The organism is Streptomyces sp. NPDC042371, from assembly GCF_056437465.1.
The window spans coordinates 328,158-346,055 of record NZ_JBWKAP010000004.1; the positions used below are offsets into that span (position 1 = coordinate 328,158).

16 protein-coding genes and 1 pseudogene are annotated in these 17,898 nt (G+C 73.2%); 6 read left to right on the forward strand and 11 right to left on the reverse strand.

From position 1 onward, the window contains the following. Window positions 1–42: 42 nt before the first annotated feature. The 3 genes from AC068B_RS14585 to AC068B_RS14595 all read right to left on the reverse strand — a co-directional run bounded on the left by AC068B_RS14585 (window position 43) and on the right by AC068B_RS14595 (window position 3,553). Window positions 43–1,227, reverse strand: a complete 1,185-nt coding sequence (locus AC068B_RS14585) for an anhydro-N-acetylmuramic acid kinase (RefSeq protein ID WP_478671731.1) — start codon at window positions 1,225–1,227, stop codon at window positions 43–45. 125 nt (window positions 1,228–1,352) lie between these two features. Then, the gene (locus AC068B_RS14590; RefSeq protein WP_478671732.1) at window positions 1,353–2,339 is read right to left on the reverse strand and encodes an acyl-CoA dehydrogenase family protein; all 987 of its coding nucleotides are present in this window, start codon (window positions 2,337–2,339) and stop codon (window positions 1,353–1,355) included. Next, window positions 2,339–3,553 (reverse strand): acyl-CoA dehydrogenase family protein, encoded by a 1,215-nt coding sequence (locus AC068B_RS14595; RefSeq protein ID WP_478671734.1) that lies wholly within the window; start codon window positions 3,551–3,553, stop codon window positions 2,339–2,341. Before AC068B_RS14595 ends, AC068B_RS14590 begins: the two co-directional genes overlap by 1 nt. Window positions 3,554–3,643: 90 nt before the next feature. Here AC068B_RS14595 and AC068B_RS14600 point away from each other — a divergent pair, with 90 nt between their 5' ends. From AC068B_RS14600 to AC068B_RS14615, 4 genes are all read left to right on the forward strand, one after another. Continuing rightward, on the forward strand, window positions 3,644–4,426 hold the full coding sequence (locus AC068B_RS14600; RefSeq protein ID WP_478671736.1) for an SDR family oxidoreductase: 783 nt from the start codon (window positions 3,644–3,646) through the stop codon (window positions 4,424–4,426). A gap of 99 nt (window positions 4,427–4,525) precedes the next feature. Continuing rightward, window positions 4,526–5,113, forward strand: a complete 588-nt coding sequence (locus AC068B_RS14605; RefSeq protein WP_478672082.1) for a TetR/AcrR family transcriptional regulator — start codon at window positions 4,526–4,528, stop codon at window positions 5,111–5,113. A gap of 46 nt (window positions 5,114–5,159) precedes the next feature. Then, window positions 5,160–6,317 carry an acetyl-CoA C-acetyltransferase gene (locus AC068B_RS14610; protein ID WP_478671738.1) on the forward strand — a complete coding sequence of 386 codons (1,158 nt, stop codon included), beginning with the start codon at window positions 5,160–5,162 and terminating at the stop codon, window positions 6,315–6,317. Window positions 6,318–6,466: 149 nt separating this feature from the next. Beyond that, entirely contained in the window at window positions 6,467–9,115 is a 2,649-nt protein-coding gene (locus AC068B_RS14615; RefSeq protein WP_478671740.1) for an ATP-binding protein, read from the forward strand. Window positions 9,116–9,200: 85 nt separating this feature from the next. Here the strand turns inward: AC068B_RS14615 and AC068B_RS14620 are convergent, their stop codons facing one another. From AC068B_RS14620 to AC068B_RS14635, 4 genes are read right to left on the reverse strand one after another with little or no spacing between them, the layout of a single operon-like run. Continuing rightward, window positions 9,201–10,289 carry an NAD(P)H-dependent flavin oxidoreductase gene (locus AC068B_RS14620; RefSeq protein WP_478672084.1) on the reverse strand — a complete coding sequence of 363 codons (1,089 nt, stop codon included), beginning with the start codon at window positions 10,287–10,289 and terminating at the stop codon, window positions 9,201–9,203. Between the two features lie 8 nt (window positions 10,290–10,297). Then, window positions 10,298–11,071, reverse strand: a complete 774-nt coding sequence (locus AC068B_RS14625) for a CoA-transferase subunit beta (RefSeq protein ID WP_478671741.1) — start codon at window positions 11,069–11,071, stop codon at window positions 10,298–10,300. After that, on the reverse strand, window positions 11,068–11,940 hold the full coding sequence (locus tag AC068B_RS14630; protein ID WP_478671743.1) for a CoA transferase subunit A: 873 nt from the start codon (window positions 11,938–11,940) through the stop codon (window positions 11,068–11,070). Before AC068B_RS14630 ends, AC068B_RS14625 begins: the two co-directional genes overlap by 4 nt. Beyond that, on the reverse strand, window positions 11,937–12,737 hold the full coding sequence (locus tag AC068B_RS14635; protein WP_478671745.1) for an enoyl-CoA hydratase family protein: 801 nt from the start codon (window positions 12,735–12,737) through the stop codon (window positions 11,937–11,939). Before AC068B_RS14635 ends, AC068B_RS14630 begins: the two co-directional genes overlap by 4 nt. A 69-nt stretch (window positions 12,738–12,806) precedes the next feature. Between AC068B_RS14635 and AC068B_RS14640 the strand changes: the two genes are divergently transcribed. Together AC068B_RS14640 and AC068B_RS14645 are read left to right on the forward strand one after the other, a co-directional pair. After that, complete coding sequence (locus AC068B_RS14640; RefSeq protein ID WP_478671747.1) at window positions 12,807–13,571, forward strand: SDR family oxidoreductase; 765 nt, start codon at window positions 12,807–12,809, stop codon at window positions 13,569–13,571. Between the two features lie 21 nt (window positions 13,572–13,592). Beyond that, entirely contained in the window at window positions 13,593–14,525 is a 933-nt protein-coding gene (locus AC068B_RS14645) for an SDR family oxidoreductase (RefSeq protein WP_478671749.1), read from the forward strand. 14 nt (window positions 14,526–14,539) lie between these two features. Here AC068B_RS14645 and pcaD read toward each other — a convergent pair. The 4 genes and pseudogenes from pcaD to pcaH all read right to left on the reverse strand — a co-directional run. Next, window positions 14,540–15,298 (reverse strand): annotated as a pseudogene (gene pcaD / locus AC068B_RS14650) (3-oxoadipate enol-lactonase); the annotation flags it as partial. Then, complete coding sequence (gene pcaB / locus AC068B_RS14655; protein WP_478671751.1) at window positions 15,295–16,617, reverse strand: 3-carboxy-cis,cis-muconate cycloisomerase; 1,323 nt, start codon at window positions 16,615–16,617, stop codon at window positions 15,295–15,297. The pseudogene pcaD and the gene pcaB, both read right to left, overlap by 4 nt. Beyond that, the gene (gene pcaG, locus AC068B_RS14660; RefSeq protein ID WP_478671753.1) at window positions 16,614–17,177 is read right to left on the reverse strand and encodes a protocatechuate 3,4-dioxygenase subunit alpha; all 564 of its coding nucleotides are present in this window, start codon (window positions 17,175–17,177) and stop codon (window positions 16,614–16,616) included. Before pcaG ends, pcaB begins: the two co-directional genes overlap by 4 nt. After that, window positions 17,177–17,890, reverse strand: a complete 714-nt coding sequence (gene pcaH, locus AC068B_RS14665; RefSeq protein ID WP_478671755.1) for a protocatechuate 3,4-dioxygenase subunit beta — start codon at window positions 17,888–17,890, stop codon at window positions 17,177–17,179. The genes pcaG and pcaH overlap by 1 nt, the downstream gene beginning before the upstream one ends. Window positions 17,891–17,898 lie beyond the last annotated feature (8 nt).

Consider the following 17,898-nt stretch of genomic DNA (forward strand, 5'->3'; position numbering starts at 1 on the left):
TGAGAGGGGCGCCACAATCCGGCCCCTCTCAGAGCCTGTCCGCTACCGGCCCACATCCTCATGGCCGTTGACGACGAGCCGCACCGGCCCCGGGGCCTCCTCCGGCATCCGCGGCCACTGCGTCCCCCGCCGCCCCGGAGTGATCGAACCCAGCACGCTCGGGTGCCGGGCGCCCGTGCTCGCGGGGACGGTGCCGGGCAGCCCGTGCAGGGTCAGGAAACCGAGCACGGCGAAGGCGTACGCCTCCTTCGCCGCGGAGGGCAGACCGAGCTCGCCGGACGTGCGCAGCGGCAGCCGGGCGCCCAACTCCGCACGCAGGAAGGCCATCAGCACCGGATTCTGCGTCCCGCCGCCGGAGGCGATGACTTCGGAGGCCCCCACCGAGCGGACGGCGTCGGCGACCGTACGGGCGGTGAGGCGGGTGAGGGTGGCGACGACGTCCTCGGCGGGCAGCGCCTCGTACCCCTTCAACGCCGTACTCAGATACGGCAGGTGGAAGAGCTCCTTGCCCGTCGTCTTCGGCGCGGGCAGGGCGTAGTAGGGCTCGTCCAGGAGCCGGGCGAGGAGTCCCTCGTCGACCGTACCGCGGGCGGCCAGTTCGCCGTCCATGTCGTACGCGAGGCGGCCGTCCGTCGCCTCGCGCACCGCGGCGTCCACGAGGGCGTTGGCGGGGCCCGTGTCGAAGGCGGTGCCGTCGGCGGCGGTGATGTTGGCGATGCCGCCGAGGTTCAGCGCGGCGGGGGTGCCGGGCCTGCCGCGCAGCCACATCCGGTCCACCAGGCTGACCAGGGGCGCGCCCTGGCCGCCCGCCGCGATGTCCCGGGGGCGGAAGTCGGAGACCACCGGCAGGCCGGTCGCCTCGGCGATCCACGCGGGCTGCCCGATCTGCAGCGTGCCGTGCACCCGGCCGCCCTCGACCCAGTGGTAGACGGTCTGCCCGTGCGAGGCGACCAGCTCGGCCCGTCCGTCGCACAGCTCGCGGTCCGCCTCGACCGCGGCGGCGGCGAACGCCCGCCCGATGCCCGTGTCCAGGCGGCAGACATCGGCGAGGCTGGTGGCGGCGGGCGGCAGCGCGGCGGCGAGCCCGGCGCGCAGTCCCTCGTCGTAGCCACGGCTGATCAGCCCGAGGGGGGTGAGTGTCAGACGGTCGCCGTCGAGCGTCAGATCGGCGGCTGCCGCGTCGATCGCGTCGTACGAGGTCCCTGACATGAGCCCGATCACGCGCACGTGGGGCCTCCTTCTCGGTCGGCGCACCAATGACCTTGATCATCGCATCCCGTGGGCCGCGGGCGACTTGCGTTCGCGGAAACGCGGCACGGGGTGCAGCGTCTCGCGGTGCGTCCTCCGGCGCGTTACTCGTGCGCCGCGAGGACCCGCCCCCGCCACACCCCCGGGTCCCCCCATGCGCTCCGCAGCGCCCGTGCCTTGGTGAGCCACAGGGACAGGTCGAACTCCGCCGTGTACCCGATCGCCCCGTGCAGTTGGAGTGCGGCACGGGCCGCCCCGTACGCGGACTCGCCCGCCGACACCTTGGCCGCGGCGACATCGCCCGGCGCCATGGTCGTCGCGGCGCCGAACACCAGCGGCCGCGCGAACTCCAGGCGCACCAGCACGTCCGCGAGCCGGTGCTTGACGGCCTGGAACGTCCCGATCGGCGCCCCGAACTGGGCGCGCTGCTTGGCGTACGCGACGGTCCTGTCGAGCAGCGCGAGGCCGACGCCCAGCGACTGCGCGGCCGTGGCGAGCGCGGCCCAGGCGGTCGCGTGCCGCGCCGCCGCGGTCACGGCGGGCCCCGAGGCGAGCAGCTCCCCGCCGGGCAGGGGAGCGGCGAGGCGGCGCGCGGGGTCCAGGGACCGGCGCACGCGCGCGTGCCCGGGCGCGAGCCGCAACTCACCGTCGACCGCGGTCAGGACCAGGTCGGCGGCGTCCGCGTCCAGGGCGAGCGGACCGCCCTGCGGCAACGTCAGCGTCGCGCTCGCCGCGCCCGAGGCCAGCGAGGGCAGAAAGCGCTTGGCGGGCTCCCGCTCGCCCGTCTCGGCGAGGCGGGCCAGGAGCGCGGCGGCCGCCACCGTCTCGACGACCGGCCCCGGCACTGCGTGCCGCCCCAGCTCCACGAAGGCGACGGCCGTCTCCACGGGCAACGGCCCGACGCCCTCGTACTCCTCGGGGACCGGCAGCGCGAAGACGCCCGCGTCCGCGAGCCGTGCCCACACGGCCAGCCCCGGCGCGTGCTCGCCGACGCCCCACGCGCGCGCGGCCGCCACCGTGTCGGCCGCCGTGAGCATCGCGTCCAGGGACCGTGCGAAGTCCCGCTGCCCGTCGTCGAGGAGGAACCTCATCAGCGGCGTCCCTTCGGCAGGCCGAGCAGCCGCTCGGCGATGATGTCGCGCTGGATCTCGTTCGTCCCGGCGTAGATGGGACCGGCGAGCGAGAACACGTATCCCTCCATCCAGTCAGGGCCGTCCGCGGGGGAACCGTCGAGCGACTCGCCGTCGAGCAACTCGCCTTCCGGGCCTAGCAGATCGAGCGCCGTCTCGTGCAGCGCGATGTCGTACTCCGACCAGAAGACCTTGTTCAGGCTGGACTCGGCGCCGATCGTCTCGCCTGCCGCGAACCGTGAGGCGTTGGCCCAGGTGAACAACTCGTAGGCACGGGCACCGATCACGGCGTCGGCGACCCGGTCGCGCAGCGCCGTATCGGCAGTGCCGGTCGTGTCGGCCGGGCCGCCCTGATCGGTCCGCGTGCGCCACTGCCGCACCAGCCGGTCCGCGGCCGCGAGGAAGCGTCCGGGGGAGCGCAGCGTCAGGCCGCGTTCGTTGCCCGTGGTGGACATGGCGATCCGCCAGCCCTGTCCCGGCTCGCCGATCACGTCCTCGTCCGGCACGAAGACGTCGTCGAGGAAGAGCTCGGCGAAGGCGGGCTTGCCGTCCAGGCGCCCGACGGGACGGACCGTCACCCCGTCCGCGTCGAGCGGGAACATCAGGTACGTCAGGCCCCGGTGCGGCTTGCCGGGGTGTGTTGCGGGCGGCTCGCTGCGGAACAGGCCGAACGCACGGTCCGCGAACGCGGCCCGCGACGACCACGTCTTCTGGCCGCTGATCAGCCAACCCCCGTCCGTGCGACGGGCGGTGGAGCGCAAGGACGCCAGGTCGGAGCCTGACTCGGGCTCCGACCAGGCCTGCGCCCAGATCACCTCGCCCGTCGCCATGGCGGGCAGCACCCGCGCGCGCTGCTCCTCTGTGCCGAAGTCGAAGAGGGTGGGCGCGAGGAGGTTGATGCCGTTCTGCGAGACCCGGCCCGGTGCCCCCGCCGCGTAGTACTCCTCCTCGAACACCAGCCACTTGACGATGTCGACGCCCTGTCCGCCGTACTCCTCGGGCCAGGACACCACCGACCAGCGGTCGGTCGCGAGCGTGCGCTCCCACTCCCGGTGGGCCGCGAATCCCTCCCCGGTCTCCAGCGAGGGCAGGGGCGCGGGCGGCACATGCGCGGCGAGCCACGCGCGCGCCCGCTGCCTGAACTCGCCCTCCTCGGCGGTGAAGTCGAGGTCCATCGGTGCCTCACCCCTTCGCTCTTCCCTAACAAGTGTTTGGTAGATTACCTTGGGGGTGCAGAGGAGTCGAGAGCCGGAATCGGAGAGCTCATGGATGCGCCCGCCTACGTTCCCGCACATGACCTGCTCGCGGGCCGCACCGCCGTGATCACGGCAGCCGCCGGAGCGGGCATCGGCGGCGCCACCGCACGCCGCTTCCTGGAGGAGGGCGCGCGGATCGTCATCGGCGACGCCCACGCCCGGCGCACCAAGGAGTCGGTGGCGGCGCTCGCCGACGAGTTCGGCGCCGACCGGATCGACGGCATCCCGTGCGACGTCACCGACGCGGCGCAGATCCAGGCGCTGTTCGAGCTGGCGGAGCGGCGCCACGGCCACCTCGACGTGGTGGTGAACAACGCGGGCCTCGGCGGCACCGCCGAGCTCACCGAGATGACCGACGAGCAGTGGGACAAGGTCATCGACGTCACGCTGAACGGCACCTTCCGCGCCACCCGCGCCGCCCTGCGCGGCATGCGGGCCGCGGGCCGGGGCGGCGTGATCGTGAACAACGCCTCGGTGCTCGGCTGGCGCGCCCAGGCGGGCCAGGCGCACTACGCCGCGGCGAAGGCGGGCGTCATGGCCCTCACGCGGTGCGCGGCGGTCGAAGCGGCCCCCCACGGCATCCGGGTCAACGCGGTCTCGCCGAGCCTCGCCCTCCACCCCCACCTCGCCAAGGTCACCTCGCCCGAGCTCCTCGAAGAGCTCACCGCGCGCGAGGCGTTCGGGCGCCACGCCGAGCCCTGGGAGATAGCCAACGTCATCGTCTTCCTGGCCAGCGGCTACTCCTCGTACATGACGGGGGAGACGGTCTCGGTCAGCAGCCAGCACGCGTAGGCGGAGAATGACCGTGTGTCGAATCCGAAGCAGCACTCCAGCAACCCGAAGCAGCCCGTCGGCAGTCCGAAACAGCCCGCAGGCAAGAAGAAGTCCCAGGTGAGCCCCTCACCCGAGCGGCGCCGCGAACTGCTCGGCATCGCCGCCGACGTCTTCGCCGAGCAGGGGTACAACGCGACCACGGTCCGTAAGATCGCCGACGCCGCGGGCATGCTCGCGGGCAGCCTCTACTACCACTTCGACTCCAAGGAGTCGATGCTCGAAGAGATCCTCCGCACCTTCCTCACCGAGCTGTGGGACGGGTACGACACCGTGCTCCAGGCCCAGCTCGACCCCCGCGCCACGCTCGAAGCCCTCGTCACCGAGTCCTTCCGGGAGATCGACCGGCACCGCGCCGCCGTCGCGATCTACCAGAAGGAGTCCAGGCACCTCGTCGCCCAGCAGCGCTTCCAGTACCTGGCGGAATCGCAGCAGCGCTTCGAGAAGACCTGGCTGACGACGCTGGAGCGCGGCGTCGCGGAAGGCGTCTTCCGCGACGACCTGGACGTCCGCCTCGCCTACCGCTTCGTGCGCGACACCGTCTGGGTCGCCGCGTCCTGGTACCGCCCCGGCGGCGGCCACAGCCCCGAGGAGATCGCCCGCCAGTACCTGTCGATGGTCCTGGACGGCATCTCCGTACGCACGTAGCAGGCGCGTCGTCGCACGGCGCGCCACGACCGAGGAGTACGCAGTCATGGCCGAGGCCTACATCGTCGAAGCGGTCCGCACCCCCGTCGGCAGGCGCAAGGGAGGCCTCTCCCAGGTCCACCCCGCCGACCTGGGCGCCCATGTGCTCAAGGCGGTCGTCGAGCGCAGCGGTGTCGACCCCGCCGCCGTCGAGGACGTCGTCTTCGGGTGCCTGGACACGGTCGGACCGCAGGCGGGCGACATCGCGCGCACCAGCTGGCTGGCGGCCGGACTCCCCGAAGAGGTGCCCGGCGTCACCATCGACCGGCAGTGCGGATCGTCCCAGCAGGCCCTGCACTTCGCCGCGCAGGGCGTCCTGTCCGGCACCCAGGACCTCGTCGTCGCGGGCGGTACCCAGAACATGTCGATGATCCCCATCGCCTTCGCATCCCGGCAGGCCGCCGAGCCCCTAGGCCTGACCCAGGGCCCCTACGCGGGCAGCGAGGGCTGGCGAGCCCGCTACGGCGACCGGCCCGTGAACCAGTTCCACGGCGCCCAGTTGATCGCCGAGAAGTGGGGGATATCCCGCCGTGACATGGAGGAGTTCGCGCTCCGCTCGCACCAACGGGCCGTCCGAGCCATCGACGAGGGCCGCTTCGACCGCGAACTCGTCGCCTACGGAGACGTCACCACCGACGAGGGACCGCGGCGCGACACCACCCTGGAGAAGATGGCGGGCCTGGGGCCCGTCCTCGACGACGGCACGATCACCGCCGCCTGCTCCTCGCAGGTCTCCGACGGCGCGGCGGCGCTGCTCATCGCGAGCGAACGGGCCGTACGGGAACACGGGTTGACGCCCCGCGCCCGCGTCCACCACCTCTCCGTGCGCGGCGAGGACCCCATCCGGATGCTCTCCGCGCCCATCCCCGCGACCGCGTACGCCCTCAAGAAGACCGGCATGAGCATCGCCGACATCGACCTCGTGGAGATCAACGAGGCGTTCGCTCCGGTTGCCCTCGCGTGGCTGAAGGAGACCGGCGCCGATCCGGAGAAAGTCAACGTCAACGGCGGTGCGATCGCACTCGGCCACCCCCTCGGCGCCACCGGCGTCAAGCTGATGACGACCCTCCTGCACGAACTGGAGCGCACCGGCGGCAGGTTCGGCCTCCAGACGATGTGCGAGGGCGGCGGCCAGGCCAACGTGACCATCGTCGAACGCCTCTGAAGGACCCGAGGACGCACACGCACCGTCCCCGGTGGGGCTTCTCCCTCACTCGTTGCGGGAGTACCTGCCCGGACCGCGCTCCATGGCGGCCCCGACCCGGCTAGTCTCGACTTCTGTACGTCGATTGAGCGACCCCGGGAGGTAGCGCGATGACGCAGGGACGGCCCGGAGGAGCCGCCTGGGCCCCGCTGTGGGAGCGCGACGTCGAGCTCGCCGCGGTGGCCCAGGCCGTCGACGAACTCTGTGCGGACTCGACGACGACGGGCGGCCTGCTCGCATTCAGCGGCGAGGCGGGCATCGGCAAGACCGCACTGCTCAACGAAGTGCGCCGGATGGCGGAGGGCCGGGCCACGGTCTGGTCCGCGCGCGGCGGGGAAACGGTCACCTCCGTTCCCTTCAACGTCGTACGACAGCTGCTGCAGCCCGCACTCGTCCACCTCACCCCCGACGAGGCGCGCGAGTACTTCGGCGACTGCTACGACATCGCGGGCCCCGCCCTCGGCATAGCCGAGCCCGGCGGACGCCAGGCCGACCCACAGGGCGTCTGCGACGGTCTCGTCGAAGCGGTCTCCCGGCTCTCGCGGCTGTACTGGCCCCTCGTCCTGCTCATCGACGACGCGCACTGGGCCGACCAGGAGACACTGCACTGGCTGTCGGCGTTCGCCCAGCACCTGGAGGAACTGCCCGTGCTCGTCGTGGTCGCCCGCAGGCCCGGCGAGGCCTCCGGCGACAGCGCACGCCACCTGGCCACCATCGGCGCGGAGGCCCGCTCGTTCAGCACGCTGCGCGCCCTCACCCCGGAGGCCGCGGCGGGCCTCACCCGCGCGACGGTCGGCGAGCACGCCGACGCCCCGTTCTGCCGCGAGGTCTGGGCCGTCACCGGCGGCAATCCGTACGAATCCGTCGAGCTCCTCGCCAAGGTCCAGGACAGCGAACTCGAACCGTCCGAGAGCTCCGCCGACGAACTGCGCGCCCTCAACCGCACGGCCCGCGGCCGCGGCCTCGTCGCCCGCCTCGAAGGCCTCGGCACCGACGCCACCCGCTTCGCCTGGGCCGCCGCCATCCTCGGCAGCGCCATCTCCGTCGACCTGGCGGGCTCACTCGCCGGAATGACGCCCGACACCGCCGCACGCTGCGCGGAGTGCCTGTGCACGGCGCGCATCCTGGTCAGCGGCGACGAGGGCCTGGAATTCGTCCACCCCCTGATCGCAAGCACCGTCTACCGCTCCATCCCGTCGGCCACCCGCACCGCGATGCACGGCGTGGCCGCCGCCGTCATCACGCACGACGGCAGGGGCGCCGCGGCAGCCTCCCCGCACCTCCTCGAAGTCCACCCGGACGACGATCCGGAGCTCGTCGAGCAGCTGCGCGAGGCCGCCGCAGAACACCTCGCCGTCGGCGCACCCGACGCGGCACGCCGCTGTCTGGAGCGGGCCCTGCGCGAGCCACCGCTGCCCGAGATCCACGCGCGCGTGCTCTACGAACTCGGCTGCGCCACCATGCTGACCTCACCCGCCACCACCATCGGGCACCTGCGCGAGGCCCTCTCGATGCGCGGCCTCGACCAGGACCTGCGCGTCGACGCGGTCTGCCGCCTCTCCCAGGCCTTCGTCCACAACGACCAGCTGGAAGAGGGCCTGCGGGCCATCGCCGAGGAGGCGGGCAGGCTCGAACCGGGGCCCGCGCGGCTGCGCCTGCAAGCCGTGCACTACATGTGGGAGGGCATCCACGCGGGCGAGGAGGACTCGCCCGCACGGTCGCGGCGGCTCGCCACGCTCGCCGGACCCCTCGCGGGCCGCGACAACGCCGAGCGCGCCCTGCTGATCCTGCGCGCCTTCGACGCCATGACCCGCGGCGAGAGCGCCGAACTGGTCGTGGAGCTCTGCGACCGCGCGCTCGTCAACGGCCGCCTCGCGCCCGGACTCGGCTGGACCGACCCGGAATGGAGCTTCGAGCTCCGCCTGATGCTCGGCGGGTCGTACGCCTTCTCGGACCGCCTCGACCGCGCCGAGAGCCTGTTCACCGAGGCCGTGCGGGCCTACGAGACCGCGGGCTGGAGCGGCGGACACCTCTCCCTCTCGCACGCCTTCCTCGGCTATGTGTACCGCAGGCGCGGACGGCTGCTGGACGCCGAGCGGTCGCTGCGCGAGAGCCTGCGCCTCGCCGACCGCGTCGGCCAGGGCCTGCCCATGCACTGGGAGGCGGCCAGCATGCTCATCGACACGCTGCTGGCGCGCGGCCACGTCACGGAGGCGGGCGCCGTCGCCGACCAGTACGGCTTCGCGCCGCCCTCCGCCTCCACGATCTACGTACCCGACGCGCCGTCCGTACGGGGTCGGCTCCTGCTCGCCCTCGGGCGCACGAAGGACGGTCTCAACGAACTCGAAGCCACGGCAAAGGCGTTGACCGCCCGCGGCCAGTACAACACCGTCCTCGCGCCGTGGGCGTACGACCTCGCCCGCGCGCTGGCCCACGAGGACCCCAAGCGGGCGGCGCACCTCGTCTCGGACGCCCGCAGGCAGGCCGAGCGGTTCGGTACGGACACGGCGATCGGTGAGGCGCTGCGGTGCGCCGCGGCTCTGGAGACCGGGACGCGCGCGGTCGCGCTGTACCGCAAGGCCGCGTCGTATCTGGAGGCGTCTCCCTGCGCGTACGAACACGCGGTCGCCCGCGTCGAGTACGGCATCGCGGCGGAGTCGGTGCCGGAGCTGGAACGCGGTCTGGCCCTGGCACGGACGTGCGGGGCGGACGGGCTTGCGGATCGGGCGTTGGATCATTTGGGGCTGGTTCACCGCTGACGGGTTCTGGCCCCTGGGCCCTGGGCGGTTTCTCGGTGCTCGGCACCGGGGTGCTGTCTCGGGGCTCTGCCCCGGGCCCCGGTCCTCAATCGCCGGACGGGCTGAAACCCTGCGCCTGACGACTCTGAGACACCGCAGTTAAGCCACCCAAAACTCTGTCCGCCTCCCCCATCACGCGCTCCACCAGCTCCGCGCACGACGGGAGGTCGTCTATCAGGCCCGTGATCTGGCCCGAGGCCATCACGCCCGCCTCAGGGTGGCCGTCCACCATCGCCGACCTCAGCATCATCGGCGTGTTCGCCGCCAGGAGCACCTGGCTCCACGTCAGGTCCTTGCCGTGCCGCATCGCCAGGCCGTCGCGTGCCATCTGGCGCCAGCCCATCCCGGAGAGCTTCCGGAACGCCGCCGCGTGCCGTACCGCGCGCGTCAACGAGGCGACCCTGCCCGACTTCTCCAGGCCCGCCACCAGCTCCGTGCGCAGCATCCGGTGCGGGAGGCCGTCCACGCGCGTCGTGACCGTGACGTCCTTGACCGAAGCCGCCAGATAGCGGGCCTTGACCGCGTCCGGCACCGTCGAGTCCGAGGTGAGCAGGAAGCGGGTGCCCATGGCCACGCCCGCCGCGCCGTAGGCGAGGGCGGCGACCAGGCCGCGGCCGTCGTAGAAGCCGCCCGCCGCGATCACGGGGATGTCCACCGCGTCGACGACCTGCGGGAGCAGCACCGTGGTGGCGACCTCGCCCGTGTGGCCGCCGCCCTCGCCGCCCTGCACGATCACCGCGTCCGCACCCCACGCGGCCACCTTCTCGGCGTGCCGTCGCGCGCCGATCGACGGGATGACCACCACGCCCGCGTCCTTGAGCTCGGCGATCAGCTCCTTGGACGGCGCGAGGGCGAACGACGCCACCCGCACCCCTTCGTCGATGATGACCCGGACACGGTCCCGCGCGTCGCCCGCGTCGGCCCGCAGGTTGACCCCGAAGGGCGCTGCCGTACGGGACTTCACCTCGCGGACGGCCGCGCGGAGCTGGTCGACCGTCATGGTCGCGGAGGCCAGGACGCCGAGCGCCCCGGCGTTCGCGGTCGCGGAGACCAGACGGGGGCCCGCGACCCATCCCATGCCGGTCTGCACGATGGGATGCCGGACACCGGTCAGCTCGGTCAACGCCGTCTTCAGGGTGGGGGTCACGCGCGCACCTCGCGGTCGCGCAGGCCACGCGGGTCCACGACGTCGCGGATCAGCCGCAGCTCGTCGGGGGTCGGCTCGCGGGTGTGCGGAACGCCGTCGTCCGGCACGGATAGGGCGAACCCGGTGGCCTCGCGCACCTGGTCGAGCGTCACGCCCGGGTGCAGGGACACCACGCGCATCGCGTGATCCGGTGTGCCGAAGTCGAAGACACCGAGGTCGGAGACGACGCGGCGGAGATCGTGGAAGCGGGTCGCGGAGGGCCCGGCCGCGGCCGCGCTGTCGTACCCGACGCCGCTGATCATGTCGACCTTCTCGACGAAGACGCGCGGGGAATGCCTCGGGACCCAGTAACTCACGGGATTGTTGAGCGTGTTGACCGGGGCGCCGCGCACGCCGAGCAGCTGGCGCGTGGGGCGGGCCCAGTCGCCGATGCACGAGATGTTCTGGTTGCCGAAGCGGTCGAGCTGGCTCGCGCCCATCATCACGTGCCGCTTGCCGCCCATGACCATCGTCAGGTGCTTGCGGTACGGCAGCCAGCCCTCGGTCACCGCCGACGCCGCGCCGACCGCGGGTACGTCGCCGATCAGCAGGGCCTCGCCGTCCGTGAGCAGCAGGTCGGGGGAGAAGGTCAGTTTGGCGAGGCGTGCCGCGACCGACGGGACCGTGCCCATGGGGGAGGCGAGGATCTCGCCGTCGGCCCGCCAGGCCTCCGCGCAGGCGATCACGCAGTACTCGGCGCGGGTGGCGGTGATCCGTCCTGTCTGTGTCATCGCTGCTCCTTGTGCCAGGTCTGGACGGCCAGTTGATAGTCCTTCTCGGTACCGGCGAGGAAGCGGCTCCGGAAGGCCTCCCAGGCCTCCGGGTCGGCTGCCGCCGTCACATAGGCCTTCTGGAAGGGCTCGTCGCGGCCGTAGTCGGGCACGCAGGAGGTGAAGTGCGCGCCGCCCGGCGTCTCGGTCACGCCCGTCACGGTGTGCCGGGACACCAGCATCGTCTGGGGCGCGGCGTGGGCGGTGAGCTCGGCGGAGTCGAGGATGCGTTCGCAGGAGACGTACGCGGTGTCGGCGGCCTCGCAGAACAGGTCGTCGAAGTACGGGTCGGGGCCCAGGTACTGGCCGTTGCCGAAGCGGTCGGCGCGGTTCATGTGCACCAGGGCCGCGTCCATCCGCAGGGCGGGCACGGCGACGAGCTCCTCCCCGTCCTCGTACGGCGAAGTGACCGTGCGCAGCCGGGGGTTGACGCGCAGGACGTCGGAGCCGAGGCCCGCGCGGATCGGCAGGAACGGCAGCCGCTGGACGCCCGCGGTGAGGCCCTGCATGAACATCGCCTCGTCCAGCTCGACGAGTTCGAAGTCCGCACGCTCGCGTGCCGCCCGGAAGTGCGGCTCCAGGGGGATCGAGTCGAGGGTCGCGAAGGCCGTGACCAGCTTGCGGATCCGGCCGGCCGCGGCGAGCAGGCCGATGTCCGGGCCGCCGTACGAGACGACGGTCAGGTCGGTGACGTCGGACCGCAGCAGCGCGCGCACCAGCGCCATCGGCTTGCGGCGCGAGCCCCAGCCGCCGATGCCGAGCGTCATGCCGCTCGCCAGGCGCCCCACGATCTCGTCGGGCGTCATCGTCTTGTCCCTCTGGCCGGTCATGTCGTGCCCTCCCCCTGCGTCTCCTGCGTTCCCTGCGTCTCCTGTGTCCCTTGCGTCCTTTGCTGACCGAAGTCGTCGCGGACCCGGTCGGCCAGGCCGCTGAGGTTCGCCTCGAAGGTGAAGCCCTGCTCGAAGCGGTAGCTGCGGTGTACGTCGACGGGGTCGATGCCGTTGATCGCCGCTTTCGCGAAACGCAGCAGCGTGCCGTCCTTGCGGGCGATCTCGCGGGCCAACTCCATTGCGGCATCGCGCAGTTCCGCGCGGGGGACGACCTGCCACACGGAGCCGTGCGCGTGCAGGTCGGCGGCCGTCGCGGTGCGCGAGGTGTAGTACAGGGCGCGCATCAGGTGCTGCGGCACGAGGCGGGCCAGGTGCGTGGCCGCGCCGAGCGCGCCCCGGTCGAGCTCGGGCAGGCCGAAGGTGGCGTCCTCGCTCGCCACGATCGCGTCCGCGTTCCCGACGAGGCCGATGCCGCCGCCCAGGCAGAAGCCGTGCACGGCCGCCACGACCGGCACCTCGCACTCGTACACCGCCGAGAACGCTTCGTAGCACCCCCGGTTGGCGCCGATCAGCGCGGTGTGGCCGGTGTCGCGCTGCATCTCCTTGATGTCCACGCCCGCGTTGAACCCCCGGCCCTCGGCGGCGAGGACGACGCAGCGCGTCTCGGAGGCGCGGCCCGCCGCTCGGATTGCGTCCGCCAGGTCGTACCAGCCCTGCACCGGGAGGGCGTTGACGGGTGGGTAGTCGACGGTGACGACGGTGATGCCCTTGTCCGGGGCGGAGGTGGAGACAGACATCAGACGATCCGCTACCTTTCAACCCACAGGCCTTCAACCAAACATTTGTTAGTTGGAAAGGTAGCAGCGATGACTGACACACGACAGGTGGTCGTCGTGACCGGCGGCACCCGGGGCGTCGGTGCCGGAATCGCCCGGAGCTTCCTCGCCGCCGGGGCGCGGGTCGTGATCTGCGCCCGCAGGCCGCCGGACGAGCCCGTCGAAGAGGCGGGCGAGACCGCCGAGTTCAGGCCGCTCGACCTGCGGGACGCGGAGGCGGCCGCCGCCTTCTTCGCCCAAGTGGCCGCGGACCACGGGTCGGTGGACGGTCTGGTGAACAACGCGGGCGGCACGCCGTTCGGGCTGCTCGCCGAGTCCACTCCGTCCCGCCAGGCGAAGATCGTCGAACTGAACCTGCTCGCCCCGCTCCACGCCTCCCTCGGCGCCTATGAGGTGATGTGTCGTCAGGAAGTCGGGGGCAGCATCACCATGATCGGCAGCGTCAGCGGGACCCGGCCCTCGCCCGGCAGCGGGGCCTACGGAGCGGCCAAGGCGGGCCTGGAGAACCTCGCCGGAACCATGGCCGTCGAATGGGCTCCGGCCGTGCGCGTCAACACGGTGGTCCTCGGCCTCGCCCGCACCGAGAGCGCGGCCCTCCACTACGGCGACGAGGAGGGCATCGCCCAAGTCGCCCGCACCGTCCCGCTGGGCCGCCTCGCCGACCCCTCCGACGTCGGCGACGCCTGCGTCTTCCTCGCCTCCGACCGTGCCCGGTACATCAGCGGCGCCGCGCTCCGGCTGCACGGCGGCGGCGAACGCCCCGCGTTCCTGGCCGCGGCGTCCGTCAACCACTGAACGCAACCGAGGAGTTCTGCCATGACGTCAGCCGCCACTCCCACGTCCGGGCTCTGCGAAGGCCGCGTCGTGCTCGTCACCGGTGCGGGCCGCGGCCTGGGGCGGGCCCACGCGCGCGCGTACGCCGCCGAGGGCGCCCGGGTCGTCGTCAACGACCTCGGCGTAGGACCCGACGGGTCGGGAGGATCAGGCGGGCCCGCCCACGAGGTCGTCGAGGAGATCCGCGCGGCGGGCGGCGACGCCGTCGCGCACGGCGGCGACATCGCGACCTCGGAGGGCGCCGCCTCCCTGGTGCGGACCGCACTCGACACGTACGGCCGCCTCGACACCCTGGTCAACAACGCGGGCTTCCTGCGCGACCGGATGCTGGTCAATCTCGACGAGGACGCCTGGGACGCCGTGATGCGCGTCCACCTCAAGGGACACTTCCTCCCCCTCAAGCACGCGGGTGCGCACTGGCGTGCCGAGGCCAAGGCGGGCCGCACCCCGCACGCGTCCGTGATCAACACCAGCTCCGGAGCGGGCCTCCTGGGCAGTGTCGGGCAGGGCAACTACAGCGCGGCCAAGGCCGGAATACTAGGCCTGACCCTCGTCGCCGCCGCGGAACTCGGTGCCTACGGAGTGCGGGTGAACGCCATCGCGCCCGCCGCCCGCACCCGTATGACGGAGCAGACCTTCGCCGACACGATGGCCGCCCCCGAGGACGGCGCCTTCGACGCGATGGCCCCGGAGAACGTCTCCCCCCTCGTCGTCTGGCTCGGCTCCACCGCCTCCGCGGGGATCACCGGCCGCGTCTTCGAGGCCGAGGCGGGCCGCATCACCGTCATGGAGGGCTGGCGCCCAGGCCCGACCGCGGACAGGGGCGCCCGCTGGACCCCGGCGGAGGCGGGCGAGACGGCGCTGAAGCTGCTCGCGGACGCGGAGGTGCCGCAGCGGGTGTACGGGGCGCGCTGACGGAGTCTCTACGAGCCCCCGAAGTGCGCGAGCAGCGCCTCCGCGACCGCTTCGGGACGCTCCGCCGGTGCCAGGTGCGAGGCGCCCGCGAGCTCCACCAGTGAGGCGTGCGGCACCGCTTCGGCGATCTCCCGCGCGTGGGCGGGCGGTGTCGCCGGGTCCTCGCGCCCGGCGACGGCCAGCGTGGGCACCCCGATCGACGCGAGCGCACCCCGCATGTCGTACGCGGCCAGGGCGTCGCAGCACGCGGCGTACGCGCCGGGGTCGGCCGACCGCAGGTCCGCCACGAGGCGGGGCACCGTGAAGCCGGGCGTGAACCAGCGCTGCGGCGCGGAGTCCGCCAGCCTGGCCAGCCCCTCGCGGCGCGCCAGCGCGGCCCGCTCCCGCCACGGCCCGTCCCCGCCGAAGTGCGCCGATGAGCAGAGCACGGCGAGCCGCACCACCCGCTCGGGGTGCCGGGCCGCGAGGTGCAGCCCCACGGCGCCGCCGAGCGAGACACCTGCGTACGTGAACCGGTCGATGCCGAGCGAGTCGGCGAGCGCGAGGACGAGTTCGGCGAGGTCGGCCACCGTCGCGCCCGGGCCGATCAGGTCCGCGGGAGAGCCGCCGTGGCCGGGCAGGTCCCAGCGCACGACGCGGTGGGCGGCGGAGAGTTCGGGTACGACGGCGTCCCACAGGGCCATGGAGGTGCCCAGGGCGGTCCCGAGGAAGAGCGGGGGCCCGGCGCCCTCGACGGTGTGGTGCGGCAGCCTGCCGCCCGGTCCGATGGTCAACGTCGCTCCAGGGCACGGTCGATGAGGTCACCGGCGTAACCGGTGTAGTGGGCGGGGTCGGTGAGCGCGGAGAGGTCGATGTCCTGGAGAGCGGGCTCCTCGGCGAGGACGTCCGCGAGCGTGCGGCCCTCGGCGCGGGCGCGCCCCGCCGCACCGGTCAGCAGCTGCTTCGCGGCGGCCCCGCCGAGTACGGGTGCGAGCTCGGCCGCCACCCGCTCCGAGACGATCAACCCGCCGGTAAGGCCGAGGTGTTCGCGCATCGCCTCCGGGTGCACGCGCAGCCCCTCGACGAGCTCCGCGCCGTCCCGGGCCGCGCCGCCCGCCAGCCGCAGCAGGTCCCGCAGCGGCTCCCACTCGGCGTGCCAGGCGCCCGCGGGACGCTCGTCCTCGGCGACGAGCGAGCCGAAGAGGGTGGCCGCGAGGCCGGGCGCGCGGCGGGCGGCAGCGGCGATGAGCGTGGCGCGTACGGGGTTGGCCTTGTGCGGCATCGCGGACGAGTCACCGCCCGCGCCCTCGGAGAGTTCGGCTATCTCGGTGCGGGACAGGGTGAGCACGTCGGCCGCCACCTTGCCGAGGGCGCCCGTGGCGAGCGCGAGGACGGAGGCGAGATCGGCGACGGGCGTGCGCAGCGTGTGCCAGGGCAGCTCGGGTGCGCGCAGGGAGAGTTCGCGGGCGAAGGCCGCGGTGAGCGCCCCGCCTCCGCGACCGCACTCCCCGTCCGCCCGAAAGGCCGCCAACGTACCGGCCGCGCCGCCCAGTTGGACCGGCAGGCTCGCACGCACACGGGTGAGACGGTCCCGCGCGTCGAGGATCAGGGAGCGCCAGCCCGCGGCCTTCAGGCCGAACGTCGTCGGGACCGCGTGCTGCGTGAGGGTGCGGCCCGGCAGGACCGTGTCCCGGTGCGCGGAGGCGAGGCGAGTCAGGGCGCGCTCCGTGCGGTCCAGATCCGCGCGGATCAGGTCCAGCGTCCGTGCGGACAGCAGCACCAGTGCGGTGTCCAGGATGTCCTGGCTCGTCGCGCCCCGGTGCACATGGGGCGCCACCTCGGCGGGCACCGCCGCTGTCAGCGCCGCCACCAGCGGGATCACCGGGTTTCCGCTCTCCCGCGCGCGGAGGGCGATGTCCTGCGCGTCGAACCGGCCGACGTCCGCGGCCGCTTCCCGCACCGCGGCCGCCGCGTCCGGGGGCGTCAGGCCGACTGCGGCACGGGCGTCGGTCAGCGCGGCCTCTGCGGCCAGCAGGGCCTCCAGGAAGGCCAGCTCGGAGGTTGCGACGGTGGCGGGCGAGTCGGCCGGGCCCGGCGCGAACAGGCCGCTCATGCGGGCTCCGTCGCGAAATCGAGGAAGACCGTCTCGTCGGCCCCCTGGAGGTGAATGTCGAACCGGTACGTCCGGGGCGCCTCGCTCCGGGCGATCAGGGTGGCCCGCCGTGCCACGTCGAGGGAGCCGAGCAGCGCGTCCCCGGGCTCGTCCACCAAGTACGCCCGTGTGTACAGGTGGTGCAGCAGACCGCGGGCGAAGACGGCAAGCGAGATGTACGAGACGCCGCCCGGCGGCAGCGTCCGCACGGCCCAGTGCCCGTCGGCGTCGGTCGGGACCCGGCCGAACCCGGTGAACGCGACGCCGTCCCGCCCCGCCACCAGCCCCGTCACGGGGTCGCGCCGCAGCGAGCCGGGGACGCCCGCGCGTGCGCCGTCGGGGCCGGGCTGCCAGGTCTCGATCAGCGCGTCGGGCACGGGCTGCCCCTCGCCGTCGAACACGTGACCGTGCAGTGTGATGGTGTCGGGGTGCCCGGCGGGCGCCACTTCGCCGCCGCGCGGGAAGGGCAGCGCATGGCCGTAGAAGGGTCCGACGGTCTGGGAGGGCGTGGGAGCGGGCATCAGTGGTCGTCCTCCTCCTCGAAGAGCGTCGCGGACGGGCCGTCCAGGACGATGTCCCAGCGGTGGCCGAGCGACCACTCGGGGACGGACAGGTCGTGGTCGTAGGCACAGACGAGGCGCTGCCGCGCCGACTCGTCGCTCACGGAGCGCAGGATCGGGTCGTACGGGAAGAGCGGGTCGCCGGGGAAGTACATCTGTGTCACCAGGCGTTGGGCGAACGCCGTGCCGAAGAGGGAGAAGTGCAGGTGCGCGGGGCGCCAGGCGTTGGTGTGATTGCGCCACGGATAGGCGCCCGGTTTGATGGTCGTGAAGGAGTACGCGCCGTCGTCGTCGGTCAGACAGCGTCCGAAGCCCGTGAAGTTGGGGTCGAGCGGTGCCGGGTGCCGGTCCAGCTGGTGCGCGTACCGGCCCGAGGCGTTGGCCTGCCACAGCTCGACGAGCTGGCCGCGTACGGGCCGCCCTCGGCGGTCGAGCACCCGGCCGCTCACGGTGATGCGCTCGCCCAGCGGCTCGCCCGGATGCTGCCGCGTCAGGTCGTTGTCCAGGGCGGCCACGTCGGTGACGCCGAACGCGGGGCCGCTCAGCTCCACCGCCTCCGGGTCGCGCAGCGGGACCAACGGCCGCTTGGGGTGGCGCAGCCGACTGCTGCGGTACGGCGGATGGTCGCGGGGCGGGTGGTGTTCGGCGGCCGCTCCGGCAGTGGTGAGGGTCATCTCTTGTG

What these genes read in the sequence shown, in the direction of transcription:
- pcaB (WP_478671751.1), bottom strand. Translation starts at nt 16,617, where the DNA reads ATGAGCGGCCTGTTCGCGCCGGGCCCGGCCGACTCGCCCGCCACCGTC.
- AC068B_RS14615 (WP_478671740.1), top strand. Translation starts at nt 6,467, where the DNA reads ATGACGCAGGGACGGCCCGGAGGAGCCGCCTGGGCCCCGCTGTGGGAG.
- AC068B_RS14600 (WP_478671736.1), top strand. Translation starts at nt 3,644, where the DNA reads ATGGATGCGCCCGCCTACGTTCCCGCACATGACCTGCTCGCGGGCCGC.
- AC068B_RS14610 (WP_478671738.1), top strand. Translation starts at nt 5,160, where the DNA reads ATGGCCGAGGCCTACATCGTCGAAGCGGTCCGCACCCCCGTCGGCAGG.
- AC068B_RS14640 (WP_478671747.1), top strand. Translation starts at nt 12,807, where the DNA reads ATGACTGACACACGACAGGTGGTCGTCGTGACCGGCGGCACCCGGGGC.
- AC068B_RS14595 (WP_478671734.1), bottom strand. Translation starts at nt 3,553, where the DNA reads ATGGACCTCGACTTCACCGCCGAGGAGGGCGAGTTCAGGCAGCGGGCG.
- AC068B_RS14635 (WP_478671745.1), bottom strand. Translation starts at nt 12,737, where the DNA reads ATGTCTGTCTCCACCTCCGCCCCGGACAAGGGCATCACCGTCGTCACC.
- AC068B_RS14625 (WP_478671741.1), bottom strand. Translation starts at nt 11,071, where the DNA reads ATGACACAGACAGGACGGATCACCGCCACCCGCGCCGAGTACTGCGTG.
- AC068B_RS14630 (WP_478671743.1), bottom strand. Translation starts at nt 11,940, where the DNA reads ATGACCGGCCAGAGGGACAAGACGATGACGCCCGACGAGATCGTGGGG.
- AC068B_RS14645 (WP_478671749.1), top strand. Translation starts at nt 13,593, where the DNA reads ATGACGTCAGCCGCCACTCCCACGTCCGGGCTCTGCGAAGGCCGCGTC.
- AC068B_RS14590 (WP_478671732.1), bottom strand. Translation starts at nt 2,339, where the DNA reads ATGAGGTTCCTCCTCGACGACGGGCAGCGGGACTTCGCACGGTCCCTG.
- pcaG (WP_478671753.1), bottom strand. Translation starts at nt 17,177, where the DNA reads ATGCCCGCTCCCACGCCCTCCCAGACCGTCGGACCCTTCTACGGCCAT.
- pcaH (WP_478671755.1), bottom strand. Translation starts at nt 17,890, where the DNA reads ATGACCCTCACCACTGCCGGAGCGGCCGCCGAACACCACCCGCCCCGC.